We start from the raw sequence: 12661 nt of genomic DNA on the forward strand, positions 1-12661 counted from the left end.
AGTACGGGGAAGGATCAGGCGTTCTCGGCCTCGCGTCCGAACATCTCGATGAGCAGGCTGCGCAGCCACTGGATGCCCGAGTCTGCCGAGAAACGCGTATGGGTGTAGATGCTCACCGGGATGCGCGGCATTTCCAGTGGCAGGTCCAGCAGCACGCAGGCCTCATCGACGTTATGGCGCTCGGCGATGCTGCGCGGCAGGAACAGCGCCAGGTCGGTATCGCGCACGATCTGCGGGGCCACCGTGAAATGCGGCATGCGCAGCGCGAAATCGCGCTTCACGCCGGCGTTGCGCAGCACGTCCTCGGCCAGCTGGTGGCCGGTGGTATTGGTGTTGGCGTAGACATAGCGCAGCTGCAGCAGGCTTTCCATGGTCAGGGGCTCGCCGGCCTGGGGATGGGTCTTGCGCAGCATGCAGACGTAGTCGTCATTGAGCACCAGCTGACTCTGGCAATCCTCGGGCAGGCCCGGCAGGTAGCCGAAGGCCAGGTCGATGTCGCCGTTGCGCATGGCGGCACCCAGATTTTCCATGGCCATCTGCTGCACTTCGATGGAGACGTGCGGTGCGGCGTGGGCCAGTTCTTCCATCAGCAAGGGCAGCACGTGGCTGCAGGACATGTCGGACATGACCAGGTGGAAGGTCCGCGTGGCCGTGGCCGGATCGAAGCTGGCGTGGGTATGCAAGGCTTCGTGGATGATGCCCAGGGCGCGCGAGATGGGTTCATGCAGGCGGATCGCGGTTTCGGTCGGCACCATGGCACTGGTACTGCGCACGAAGAGCGGATCATCGAACATTTCGCGCAAGCGGCGCAGGGCGTGGCTGACGGCGGGCTGGGTCAGGTGCAGGCGGTCGGCGGCGGCGGTCAGGCTGCGCAGCTCCCAGATGACGATGAAGGTCTTGAGCAGGTTCAAGTCCACTGCGCCGATATTCATTTGCTTCATGCGGAACATTCCAGACAATCATTTGACCCGTCATTTGTGCAGGGTCTATTGTTCATCCCAGGACGCAGGCCTTCATCGGCGATGCGTTCTCCCTCTCACCTGCTGATCGACATCCGCCTGACGGCGCCGCAGACGACCGTGCTGATGGCGCAAAGGATACGAAGCCTTGTGCCGGATGTCATCTCTTTTTTGGACGGACCTACCATGAAGCAAGATTTTCGCGACGCCATGGCGCGTCTCTCGGCTGCGGTCAACATCATCACCACCGATGGTCCTGCAGGACGCGCCGCCATGACGGTGAGCGCCGTCAGTTCGGTCTCCGACGAACCGGCCACGGTGCTGGTATGCATCAACGTCAAGAGCGCTGCCCATCCTATCCTGGTGGGCAACGGACGCTTGTGCATCAACATCCTGGCGGGACATCATGAAGAGGTGGCGCGCATGATCGCCGGCATGACCGGGCTGGCGGCCGAGGAGCGCATGTCGCAGGTCGGCTGGGAGACCGGCGACTACGGCCAGCCGGTGCTGCCCGATGCGCTGGCGGTGCTGGAGGGAGACATCGTATTGCAGCAGCAGGCAGGCACGCACAGCGTGCTGTTCGTGGAGATCCGGCATATTCGCCTGACGGCATCGCAAGCCGACGGGCTGGCTTATTTTGGACGGCGCTTTCACCGGATTGCGGCGGAGGTGGCGTTGGCGGCGTGAGGCGATGAACACTGCGCAGCACCCTTGATGGCGGGCTTTTGGCGGACTTTTGGCGGACTTTTTCGATTTTATTGGCGTGAAATTTACCTTTTAAATCAAAAGCTTATTGCGACTTTTTTACGGGTATTGGCGTGCAATTGGCGTTCTGACGATCATCTGTCAGCTGTCTGGTTTAGTTAGGCACTCGCATCCCACTGACAAAAAAAACCGCTCATCCAACTGAGCGGTTTCCTCGAAGTCACAAGCAAGGCAGCAGCCCTACACCGCCAACTGCTGCATATGCCGGTTCACCGCCTCCAGCACGATGGGATCCAGCCCCTCCCCTTGCGTCTTCTCGATATGCTCCAGGAAGGCCTTGCGCATGCGTGGCTCCCAGAAACGCTTGAGGTGCGAGGCCAGGTCGGCAATGGCCTGGTCGCGGTCCGGCATGGTGGAAAAGAAACTGCCGATCTGGTTGGCCATCTTGACCAGGTGTTCGATATTCATGGTGCGTCTCCTCCTGCTCTGTTCATCGATTGTCCGTCAATTCTTCATCCGCACCGCCGGCTCAACGCAAACGATGCGGCCGCGCATACACCACGTGGCCCTGCTTGCGCACGAAGCCCAGCAGCGTCACATCCGTCTCTTCGGCCAGCCGGATCGCCAGTGCAGTCGGGGCTGATACGGCGGCGATGAAACCGATGCCGACCGTGGCCGCCTTCTGCACCATCTCGTAGCTGGCGCGGCTGGTGATGATGGCCGCGCCCTGCGCAAAATCGGTCTCCTCTTCGGCCAGCGCGCCGATAAGCTTGTCCAGCGCATTGTGGCGGCCCACATCTTCGCGGACCAGCACGATGCGGCCCGACGCATCCATCCACGCGGCCGCATGCGTGGCACCGGTGGCCTGCTGCAAGTGCTGCCCGACCTGCATCTGCTCAAAAGCCGCATGCACCTGCTCCACCGAAAACACCGCGCCGCCGCGCACGGCCTGCGGATGCCGCACCGCCTGCTCCAGCGTCTCGGCACCACACAGCCCGCAACCGGTGCGCCCGGTAAGGTTGCGGCGCTTTTCCTTGAGTGCCACGAAGCGCTCGGTGGCGATGCGCATCTGTACCTGCACGCCTTCGCAGCCGGGGACGATCTCGCATTCATACAGCTCGCCCGGCGCGGCCAGGATGCCTTCGGTAAGCGAGAAGCCCAGCGCAAAATCTTCCAGGTCGGCGGGTGTAGCCATCATCACGGCGTGCGAGATGCCGTTGTATTCGAGGGCGATGGGGACTTCCTCGGCGACCACATCGTCGACCGTCTCGCGCTGGCCATCGCGCCAGCGATCTACCTGCACGCGGGCGAAGGTGGCGTAGTCGCCGGTGGTGTCGTCGATGAGGGGGCTGCTGCTGTTGCGTGTGTTCATGCTGTCCTGCTGGATGCGGATGGGTTGGGCTCGTGTCTGCGGAAATCACGCCGGCACGGGCCCGTCAGGCCCGCGCCGCTTACTTCGTCACCAGGGGTTCCGCCGGCACCTCGCCCTTGAGCAGATCGAGCTGCGCACGGTTGAAGCGCTCGTAATGCTGCTGCCATTGCGAGGGCTGCGTCACCGGCATCACCTGCACCGCCGTCACTTTGTACTCGGGGCAGTTGGTAGCCCAGTCGGAGTTGTCGGTGGTAATGACGTTGGCACCCGATTCGGGGAAGTGGAAGGTGGTATAGACCACTCCCGGCTGCACCTTCTCGGTCACCGTCGCCCGCAGCACGGTCTGGCCTGCACGCGACTCCACGCCGACCCAGTCACCCTCGCGGATGCCACGGTCCTCGGCATCGTGCGGGTGGATTTCCAGCCGGTCTTCGCCATGCCATTGCGAGTTCTCGGTGCGGCGCGTCTGCGCGCCCACGTTGTACTGCGACAGGATGCGGCCGGTGGTCAGGATCAGCGGGTAACGCTGCGTCACCTTCTCGTCGGTGGCGAAATACTGCGTGTTGATGAACTTGCCCTTGCCACGGATGAAGCTGCCCACGTGCATGATGGGCGTGCCTTCCGGCGCTGCCTCGTTACAGGGCCACTGGATGCTGCCGAGTTTTTCCAGCTTGTCGTAGCTCACGCCATGGAAGCTGGGCGTCAGGGCGGCGATCTCGTCCATGATTTCCGAGGGGTGATTGTACGGCATCGGATAACCCAGTGCTTCGGCCAGCGCCACCGTGACTTCCCAGTCGGACTTGCCGGCCTTGGGCGGCATCACCTTGCGCACGCGCGAGATGCGGCGCTCGGCGTTGGTGAAGGTGCCATCCTTTTCCAGGAAGGACGAACCGGGCAGGAAGACATGCGCATACTTGGCCGTTTCGTTCAGGAACAGGTCCTGCACCACGATGCATTCCATGGCCTGCAAGGCTGCTGCCACGTGCTGGGTATTCGGGTCCGACTGGACGATGTCTTCCCCTTCGCAATACAGGCCCTTGAAGCTGCCATCGAGGGCCGCATCGAACATGTTGGGAATGCGCAGACCCGGCTCCGGGTTCAGCGTCACGCCCCAGGCCTGTTCGAACTGGCCGCGCACGATGGAATCCGAAATGTGGCGATAGCCCGGCAGCTCGTGCGGGAAGGAACCCATGTCGCAGGAGCCCTGCACATTGTTCTGCCCGCGCAGCGGGTTCACGCCCACGCCTTCGCGGCCGACGTTGCCGGTGCACATGGCCAGGTTGGCGATGCCCATCACGGTGGTCGAACCTTGCGCATGTTCGGTCACGCCCAGTCCGTAGTAGATCGCGGCATTGCCGCCGGTGGCATAAAGGCGAGCCGCGCCACGGATGATCTCGGCGGGCACGCCGGTGATGGCGGCCATGGCTTCGGGGGAATTGTCTTCGCGCAGGACGAATTCCTTCCAATCCTTGTATGACTGCAGGTCGCAGCGTTCCTGGATGTAGGACTCGTTCTGCAGGCCTTCCGAAAGGATCACATGAGCCAGCGCCGTGATGATGGCGGTGTTGGTGCCGGGGCGCAGCTTCAGGTGATAGTCGGCCTTCAGGTGCGGCGACTTGACCATCTCGGTGGTGCGCGGATCGATCACGATCAGCCTGGCGCCCTGGCGCACGCGACGCTTGATCTGCGAAGCGAACACCGGATGGCCGGCCGCCGGGTTGGCTCCCATGATGAGGATGACGTCCGACTTCATCACCGATTCAAATGTCTGCGTCCCGGCCGATTCACCGAGGGTCTGCTTCAGGCCATACCCGGTCGGCGAGTGGCAGACGCGGGCGCAGGTATCGACGTTGTTGTTGCCGAAGGCGGCGCGCACCAGTTTCTGGACCAGATAGGTTTCTTCGTTGGTGCAGCGGGAAGAGGTAATGCCGCCAATGGAATCCTTGCCGTGCTTGGCCTGGATGCGGCGGAACTCGCTGGCCGCATACGACAGCGCTTCCTCCCACGACACTTCGCGCCAGGGATCGTTGATGCTCTTGCGGATCATGGGGTTCAGGATGCGGTCCTTGTGGGTCGCATAGCCCCAGGCGAAGCGGCCCTTGACGCAGGAGTGGCCCTGGTTCGCCTTGCCGTCCTTGTACGGCACCATGCGCACCACTTCATTGCCTTTCATCTCGGCCTTGAAGGAGCAGCCCACGCCGCAATAGGCGCAGGTGGTGACCTTGCTGTGCTCGGCCTGGCCCAGCATGATGACGGTCTTTTCCGTCAGCGTCGCGGTCGGGCAGGCCTCCACGCAGGCACCACAGGAGACGCATTCAGATTCCATGAAGGCTTCCATCTGCCCGGCCGAGACGCGCGACTCGAAACCGCGGCCGTTGATGGTCAGGGCAAAGGTGCCTTGCGTTTCTTCGCAAGCCCGCACACAGCGGTTGCAGACGATGCACTTGGAAGGGTCATAGGTGAAGTAGGGATTGGATTCATCCTTCTTCATCTTGGTGTGGTTCTCGCCCTCGTAGCCATAGCGCACTTCGCGCAGGCCGACCACGCCGGCCATGTCCTGCAGTTCGCAGTTGCCGTTGGTGGGACAGGTCAGGCAATCCAGCGGGTGATCCGAGATGTAGAGTTCCATCACGCCACGCCGGATCTCGGCCAGCTTGGGGGTCTGCGTCTGTACCTTCATGCCCGGCTCGCAGGGCGTGGTGCAGGAGGCCGGATAGCCTTTCATCTTGCGGCCATCCTTTTCGATTTCCACCAGGCACAGGCGGCAGGAACCGAAAGGTTCCAGGCTGTCGGTAGCGCACAGCTTGGGCACGTTGATGCCGGCCTCGACCGAGGCGCGCATGACCGAGGTGCCGGCCGGGACCGTCACGGCCACGCCGTCGATCTCCAGCGTGACCAGGTTTTCCGAGGCACGTGCGGGGGTGCCGTAATCCGTTTCGTTGAGCTGATTCATGGTGCAACTCCTTGCATTCGCTGATTCGCTGATTCGTTGATGCGCTGATTCGTTGATGCGCTGATGGGATCAGGCTGCCTGTTCGCCGGGCGCGCCGAAGTCTTCGGGGAAATGGTTCAGGGCCGACAGCACCGGGAACGGCGTCATGCCGCCCATGGCGCAGAGCGAACCATTGACCATGGTGTCGCACAGGCTCTTCAACAGGTGGATCTGCTGCGGCCTTTCCTCGTTGGCGATGATCTTGTCGATCACTTCCACGCCGCGGGTAGAGCCGATGCGGCAAGGCGTGCACTTGCCACAGGATTCGACGGCACAGAATTGCATGGCGTAGCGAGCCTGTTTGGCCATATCGACACTGTCATCAAACGCCACCAGCCCGCCATGCCCGATCATCGCGCCGATCGCGGCAAAAGCTTCATAGTCGAGCGGCGTATCGAATTGCGAGGGCGGCAGGTACGCGCCCAGCGGCCCGCCCATCTGCACCGCGCGGATCGGACGGCCCGAGGCACTGCCGCCACCGAAGTCTTCCAGCAACTGGCGCAGCGTGAGACCGAAGGCCTTCTCCACCAAGCCACCCTGTTTGATGTTGCCGGCCAGTTGGAACGGCAGCGTGCCGTGCGAGCGGCCTACGCCGTAGTTCTTGTAAAAGTCCGCACCGCGCGCCAGGATCACCGGCACCGAAGCCAGCGAGATCAGGTTGTTGATGACGGTCGGCTTGCCGAACAGGCCCTCGATGGCCGGCAGCGGCGGCTTGGCGCGCACCACGCCGCGCTTGCCTTCCAGACTTTCCAGCATGGCGGTTTCTTCGCCGCAGATGTAGGCCCCGGCGCCCTTGCGCACTTCCAGCCGGAAGGATTTGCCGGAACCGAGAATGTCATCGCCCAGGTAGCCGCGCGCGGTGGCGATGGCGATGGCGTCGTTCATCGTCGCAATCGCATGCGGATATTCGGAGCGCACGTAGATGTAGCCCTCGGTCGCGCCCACCGCGACGGCGGCAATGGTCATGCCCTCGATCAGCGTGAAGGGATCGTCTTCCATGATCATGCGATCCGAGAAGGTACCCGAGTCGCCCTCATCGGCATTGCAGACCACGTACTTCTGCGCGGCCGGTGCGCGCAGCACGGTCTGCCATTTGATGCCGGTCGGGAAAGCCGCACCACCCCGGCCACGCAAACCCGAATCGATCATCTGCTGGACGATGGTCTCCGGTGTCTTGGCCAGCGCATTCTTCAATCCGGCATAACCTTCATGGGCCAGATAATCCTCCAGCGAGAGCGGATCGATGATGCCGACCCGTGCGAAGGTCAGGCGCTCCTGGTTCTTGAGGAAGCCGATTTCTTCAGTCAGGCCCAGATGCAGCGTGTGCTGGCCTCCTGCGAGCAGGCCCGCATCGAAGAGCCCGCTGATATCTTCAGGCGCCACCGGCCCGTAGGCCACGCGGCCGGCTGCGGTAGCCACTTCCACCAGCGGCTCCAGCCAGAACATGCCGCGCGAACCGTTGCGCACCAGCTTGATGGACTGGCCGCGCTTTTGTGCTTCGGCGGCGATGGCGGCGGCGACTTCGTTGGCGCCCAGCGCCAGCGCGGTGGAGTCGCGCGGGACGTAGATGGTCACGGGTTCATTGGTGCTCATCATGCCTCCCGCTTGGCCTGGATCAGGCGCTTGAATTTGTCGGCGTCGACGCGGGCGTGCAGCTCGTCGTCGAGGGTGAGGTTGGGCCCGATGGCGCACTGGCCCAGGCAATACACCGGCTCCAGCGTGAACTGGCCATCGGCGCTGGTTTCATGGAAACCGCAGCCCAGCACGTTCTGCGCATGTTCCGCCAACGCTTCGCTGCCGCGCGCCTGGCAGGCCTCGGCGCGGCACACCTGCACCACGTGGCGGCCGGCTGGTTCCTGGCGGAAGAAGTGATAGAACGAAATCACGCCATGCACCTCGGCGCGCGAGACGTTCAACTCGCCCGCAATCATCGGGACCGCATCGGCCGGGATGTAGCCGACCTTGTCCTGGATGCCGTGCAGGATGGGGAGCATGGCGCCGGCCATCTCCTTGCGTTCGGCGATGATGCCGCGCACCGCCGCCACGTCGAAAACCTGTTGCCTCTTCATTGTTGCCTCCTGTGTTGCTTCGATGCGGACCTGGTCCTTCTCCCGGAGGATCTTCTGTGGTCCGCGCAAATGACGAATGAAAGGAAATGGCCGCGCCTAGGGAGGAGCAGCCTGTGGAAAGCAGATCAAGGGATGGGGAGAACAATGCGGCGGCATGACGCTGCCCCGGTGAAGGGTGCGCACGGCCGTGCGAGTTGAACCAGCTGGTCTCCGTTGTTGCATGTTCGCCCTGCCTTGATGGGTTGGTGTGAACACTGCGGATGCTGGCCTGCCCTTGTCGGGGACGGGCCATGCTCCTGTTTTTTGATAGTCGCTGACACAAGCTGCCCTGGTTCACGGGGCCATGGCAGCTTGTGTCAGCGGCTTTCGCCGCTGCGGTCCTGCGTGCAGGCCGGGTGGAGCCGGCCTGCGGGTGATACGAGATACGAGATGGCTTGACTGATTCTTTACAACACTACGTAATCGAACAATCAAGCAGTCAATTAGCTTTTACCTAATCAACGGAACAGCACGGCCGACTTCTGCAGCACCAGGGTGATACCCCAGATCAGCGGAATGCCAACGGCCGCCCAAGCCAGGCCGATGACGACCGGGTTGCCGCCGCTGCCGATCTGCGACATGTCGCCCGAACCGGCGGTGACGGCTGCGTCGGCCGCCGACTTTTCGTGGGCCAGCTGCTTTTCACGGGCCAGTTCTTCCGGCGTCATGAAGTGCTTGGCCGCGACCGGGCGGATCAGCAGGTTGCAGATCAGGCCCAGCACCAGCATGCCGGCCAGGATGTACATGGTGGTGTTGTAGACCTCGTTCTTGGGCATGCCCAGGGACAGCTGGTACTCACGCATGTAGTTCACCACCACCGGACCCAGGATGCCGGCGGTTGCCCACGCGGTCAGCAGGCGGCCGTGGATGGCGCCCACCATCTGGGTGCCGAACAGGTCGGCCAGGTAAGCCGGGACGGTCGCGAAGCCGCCGCCATACATCGACAGGATGATGCAGACTGCGCCCACGAACAGCGGGATGTTACCGGCCTTGGCCGACCACGGCAGGCTCACGTACAGCACGAAGCCCAGCACGAAGAAGATGGCATAGGTCATCTTGCGGCCGAAGAAGTCCGAGCACGAAGCCCAGGCGAAACGGCCACCGATGTTGAACAGCGAGATCAGGCCCGTGAAGCCGGCAGCCAGTGCCGCGATACCGGCCTTCTGCTCGACCGACAGGTCATTGAAACCGATGTCCACGCCCAAGAGCTTGCCGCCGAAGACTTCCTGCAGCATCGGCGAAGCGATGCCGATGACGCCGATACCGGCCGACACGTTCAGGCAGAGCACCAGCCACACCAGCCAGAACTGGGGAATGCCCCAGACCTTGGAGACGTGCACGTGGTTCTGGGTGATCATGGTCGCCGAGGACTTGGCCACCGGCGGGGTCCAGCCAGCCGGCTTCCAGCCGGTAGGCGGCACGCGGTAACCGAAGGCACCGGCCATCATGAAGACGAAGTAGATCACGGCCATGACCACGAAGGTTTCCCACACGCCCACCGAGGTGGGGGAGGCAAACTTCTTCATCAGCGCATCGGCCAGCGGGGTGCCGACCAGGGCGCCACCACCGAAGCCCATGATGGCCATACCGGTAGCCATGCCGCGACGGTCAGGGAACCACTTGATCAGGGTCGACACCGGCGAGATGTAGCCCAGGCCGAGACCGACGCCACCGATGACGCCCGAGCCCAGCCACATCAGCCAGATCTGGTGCGTTTTCACGCCCAGGGCCGAGATCAGCAGGCCGCCGCACCAGCAGATGGCAGCCACCACACCGGCCTTGCGCGGACCGGCGTGTTCCAGCCAGCCGCCCCACAGCGCAGCGGAGATGCCCAGCAGGACGAAGAACATCGTGTACATCCAGCCCAGCATGGAAATCTTCCAGTCACAGGTGGACGAGAAGACTTGCGCGAAGAAGCCGATATCGGCACCGCAAGCGATGGGCGCGGTCACGCCCAGGGCCTTGGACAGCGGCAGCCAGAACACGGAGAAACCGTAGGCCATGCCGATGCACAGGTGGATTGCGAGCGCTGCTGGCGGTACCAGCCAGCGATTGAAGCCAGGCTTGGCGACCGTGTGTTCCTTGTTCAGGAAATCGAAAGCCATTATTCCTCCGAATATTTTATGAGTGTGTGATGTGGGCAAATCGAAGGAAGGATTGCATCGCAAAGCCGGTAGGGGCGGATCGTGACACCGACCCATCTTTGCGGCGATATCCTTCTCTTTTCGTTTATTTATTTATGTACAACACCGCATATATTTTCTATCATTTATGCAGGGTGACGCGAAATTATCACCGATAAACGGCCGTTTCAATATGCTTTCTTTCACATAAATGTTCAAAGTCCACATCAAACCTCACTGGGAAATCGCCTATGACAACGAGGCGGCGCTGGACACGGCCAACTTGTTGACCCTGCTCACCGCGATCCAGCAGAGCGGCTCGATTGCGCGTGCCGCGCAATTGACGCGCTATTCCTATCGCCACGCCTGGGGCCTGCTGCGCGAGGCCGAGCGCCTGTTCGGCAACGCCCTCATTGAAAGCGGGCGTGGCCGCGGCACCACACTGACCGATTTCGCCAGCAAGCTGTTGTGGGCCGATCGCCTGGTGACGGCGCGTCTCTCCCCTACCCTCGACAGCCTGGCCTCGGAGCTGGAGGTGGAGCTGGGCAAGACGGTGGAAGGCAAATCCGAGAAGGTGCGCCTGAACGCCAGCCACGGCTTTGCGGTGGCGGCGCTGCTCAACAAGATCAACGAAGGCCGCCTGCCGGTGGAGGTGCGCTACCGCCACAGCACCGATGCGGTGGCGGCGCTGTCGCGCCAGGAATGCGACCTGGCGGGCTTCCATGTGCCGCTGGGAGAATTCGAGAAACCGGCCATCGCCACCTATGCCAAGTGGCTCAACAAGCGCAGCGATTGCCTGATCCACCTGGCCATCCGCAACCAGGGACTGTTCGTCGAGCCGGACAATCCCAAGGGCTTGCGCGGCCTGGCCGACCTCACCCGCACCGACCTGCGTTTCGTCAACCGCGAAGCCGGATCGGGCACGCGCATGCTGCTGGAACTGATGCTCAATGGAGCCGGCATCCCCCACAAGAAGATCAACGGTTTCGAGAACACCGAGTTCACGCACTCGGCGGTGGCCGCCTTCATCGCCAGTGGCATGGCCGATGTCGGCTTCGGCGTGCAGACGGCGGCGCATCGTTTCGGCCTGGGCTTCATCCCGCTGGTGCGCGAACGCTACTTCTTCGCGCTGCCGGCGGCGTCCTTGCAGGATCCGCTGATCCGCTCGGTGATCGATATCCTGCAATCGGACAGCTTCCGCAAGGTGGTCAACAACCTGGCCGGCTATGACGCCAACGACATGGGCAAGATCCAGACCATCAAGGAAGCCTTCGGCTGACCGGCACCGGCCAGAGGCCACACTGCACCAAGCGCCGCTTGTGGGCGTGGGGCGAAGCGGCTACACTCGCGCCCCTGGCCTGCTGCCGTCCTGGCAGCAGGCCCTTCTCTTTTCGCTGCCACGCCTCCCTGCGCCATGAATTCCGCTGCAAGCCATTCCCCCGCCCTGCCTACTCCCCTGCCTGCGATGCCTGCACTGGCGGGCATGGATGCGCGCCTGCTGCGCCTGCTCGATGCGGTTCTCGATGAAGTCCATCTGGCGCGTGCTGCGGCGCGTGTGGGCCTGCCCCTGCCGGCCGCAGCCAGTGCGCTGGAACGGTGCCGTCAGTTGCTGCGTGATCCGCTGCTGGAAGATGGCGGCACACAGATGCGGCTGACGGCCACGGCACAGGCGCTGCGTGAGTCGGTGCGCCAGCTGCTGGCCGGCGATGCGCAGGCGCAGACGGCCAGCCCGGCGCAACAGGTGCCATTGCAAGCCGCAGTGGCGCAACGCGTGCGCATCCTCATGCCGGACTATCCGGCGCAGGTGGTAGCGCATGCGCTGTATCAGGAACTGGCGGCCGAGCTGCCGTCACTGGATCTGGAATTCCAGACCTGGCTGGGCGACGCCGATGCCGCCGCCCGACTGGAACGCGGGCAGACCGATCTGGTCCTGGGTGCAACCAGGCCGACCGGCCAGCTGCGCGGACGTGAAGTGCTGCAGGAGCGCTGCGTGGCCGTGATGCGGCGCGATCATCCGGCAGCGCATGCGCTGACCTTGTCACGCTGGCTCTCGTATCCGCACCTGCAGATCGCCTGCCACGACACGCTCAACCGCATGATCGACGAGCAGATCGCCATGCAGGGCCTGCGTCGTCGCGTGGGCATGGTGATCCCGAATTTCCTGATGGCCCCGGCACTGTTGCAGGGCTCGGACCTGATCGCGGTCATGCCCATGCATTGCGTGCCGGCCGCTACCGCTGCGCATCCGGTGGCACTGACCTGCCTGCGCCCGCCGCTGCCGCTGGAGGCCCCGCCGCTGCGCTTGCTGCAGCATCGCCGTCACGCGGAAGATGCCTCGGTGGCGCTGGTGGCACAGGTGCTGGAGCGCATCGTGCGGCAGCGATTCGACGGACGTTGAATCC

At 63.3% G+C, this 12661-nt stretch carries 10 protein-coding genes; 3 read left to right on the forward strand and 7 right to left on the reverse strand.

Features of this window, described 5'->3' with window-relative positions; genetic code table 11:
• Positions 1-14: 14 nt before the first annotated feature.
• Positions 15-941, reverse strand: a complete 927-nt coding sequence (locus tag ACWHXP_RS12595) for a LysR family transcriptional regulator (RefSeq protein ID WP_489625043.1) — start codon at positions 939-941, stop codon at positions 15-17.
• A gap of 204 nt (positions 942-1145) precedes the next feature.
• Here ACWHXP_RS12595 and ACWHXP_RS12600 point away from each other — a divergent pair, with 204 nt between their 5' ends.
• A complete protein-coding gene (locus ACWHXP_RS12600; protein ID WP_489633723.1) occupies positions 1146-1646 on the forward strand; it encodes a flavin reductase in 501 nt (166 codons plus the stop codon).
• A 258-nt stretch (positions 1647-1904) separates the two neighbouring features.
• On the opposite strand, the gene ACWHXP_RS12605 is transcribed toward ACWHXP_RS12600, so the two are convergent.
• The 6 genes from ACWHXP_RS12605 to ACWHXP_RS12630 all read right to left on the reverse strand — a co-directional run bounded on the left by ACWHXP_RS12605 (position 1905) and on the right by ACWHXP_RS12630 (position 10241).
• Positions 1905-2132 (reverse strand): formate dehydrogenase subunit delta, encoded by a 228-nt coding sequence (locus tag ACWHXP_RS12605; RefSeq protein ID WP_034331331.1) that lies wholly within the window; start codon positions 2130-2132, stop codon positions 1905-1907.
• A gap of 61 nt (positions 2133-2193) precedes the next feature.
• Entirely contained in the window at positions 2194-3036 is an 843-nt protein-coding gene (gene fdhD / locus ACWHXP_RS12610) for a formate dehydrogenase accessory sulfurtransferase FdhD (RefSeq protein ID WP_489633722.1), read from the reverse strand.
• Between the two features lie 79 nt (positions 3037-3115).
• Positions 3116-5989 (reverse strand): formate dehydrogenase subunit alpha, encoded by a 2874-nt coding sequence (gene fdhF, locus ACWHXP_RS12615; protein WP_489633721.1) that lies wholly within the window; start codon positions 5987-5989, stop codon positions 3116-3118.
• Between the two features lie 69 nt (positions 5990-6058).
• Positions 6059-7621: a formate dehydrogenase beta subunit gene (locus tag ACWHXP_RS12620; protein WP_489633720.1), complete on the reverse strand. Its 1563-nt coding sequence runs from the start codon at positions 7619-7621 to the stop codon at positions 6059-6061.
• Positions 7621-8097 carry a formate dehydrogenase subunit gamma gene (locus ACWHXP_RS12625; protein ID WP_329800981.1) on the reverse strand — a complete coding sequence of 159 codons (477 nt, stop codon included), beginning with the start codon at positions 8095-8097 and terminating at the stop codon, positions 7621-7623. The genes ACWHXP_RS12620 and ACWHXP_RS12625 overlap by 1 nt, the downstream gene beginning before the upstream one ends.
• 497 nt (positions 8098-8594) lie before the next feature.
• Positions 8595-10241, reverse strand: coding sequence for an OFA family MFS transporter (locus tag ACWHXP_RS12630; protein WP_121038509.1), 1647 nt, complete (start codon positions 10239-10241; stop codon positions 8595-8597).
• A gap of 229 nt (positions 10242-10470) precedes the next feature.
• Between ACWHXP_RS12630 and ACWHXP_RS12635 the strand changes: the two genes are divergently transcribed.
• Both ACWHXP_RS12635 and ACWHXP_RS12640 read left to right on the forward strand, forming a co-directional pair.
• Positions 10471-11538, forward strand: a complete 1068-nt coding sequence (locus tag ACWHXP_RS12635; RefSeq protein ID WP_034332988.1) for a substrate-binding domain-containing protein — start codon at positions 10471-10473, stop codon at positions 11536-11538.
• Positions 11539-11673: 135 nt separating this feature from the next.
• Positions 11674-12657: a LysR family transcriptional regulator gene (locus tag ACWHXP_RS12640; protein ID WP_489625037.1), complete on the forward strand. Its 984-nt coding sequence runs from the start codon at positions 11674-11676 to the stop codon at positions 12655-12657.
• Positions 12658-12661: the final 4 nt, after the last annotated feature.

The sequence above is a fragment of the Herbaspirillum sp. Her2 genome, from assembly GCF_057961375.1.

What these genes read in the sequence shown, in the direction of transcription:
- ACWHXP_RS12595 (WP_489625043.1), bottom strand. Translation starts at nt 941, where the DNA reads ATGAAGCAAATGAATATCGGCGCAGTGGACTTGAACCTGCTCAAGACC.
- ACWHXP_RS12600 (WP_489633723.1), top strand. Translation starts at nt 1,146, where the DNA reads ATGAAGCAAGATTTTCGCGACGCCATGGCGCGTCTCTCGGCTGCGGTC.
- ACWHXP_RS12605 (WP_034331331.1), bottom strand. Translation starts at nt 2,132, where the DNA reads ATGAATATCGAACACCTGGTCAAGATGGCCAACCAGATCGGCAGTTTC.
- fdhD (WP_489633722.1), bottom strand. Translation starts at nt 3,036, where the DNA reads ATGAACACACGCAACAGCAGCAGCCCCCTCATCGACGACACCACCGGC.
- fdhF (WP_489633721.1), bottom strand. Translation starts at nt 5,989, where the DNA reads ATGAATCAGCTCAACGAAACGGATTACGGCACCCCCGCACGTGCCTCG.
- ACWHXP_RS12620 (WP_489633720.1), bottom strand. Translation starts at nt 7,621, where the DNA reads ATGAGCACCAATGAACCCGTGACCATCTACGTCCCGCGCGACTCCACC.
- ACWHXP_RS12625 (WP_329800981.1), bottom strand. Translation starts at nt 8,097, where the DNA reads ATGAAGAGGCAACAGGTTTTCGACGTGGCGGCGGTGCGCGGCATCATC.
- ACWHXP_RS12630 (WP_121038509.1), bottom strand. Translation starts at nt 10,241, where the DNA reads ATGGCTTTCGATTTCCTGAACAAGGAACACACGGTCGCCAAGCCTGGC.
- ACWHXP_RS12635 (WP_034332988.1), top strand. Translation starts at nt 10,471, where the DNA reads ATGTTCAAAGTCCACATCAAACCTCACTGGGAAATCGCCTATGACAAC.
- ACWHXP_RS12640 (WP_489625037.1), top strand. Translation starts at nt 11,674, where the DNA reads ATGAATTCCGCTGCAAGCCATTCCCCCGCCCTGCCTACTCCCCTGCCT.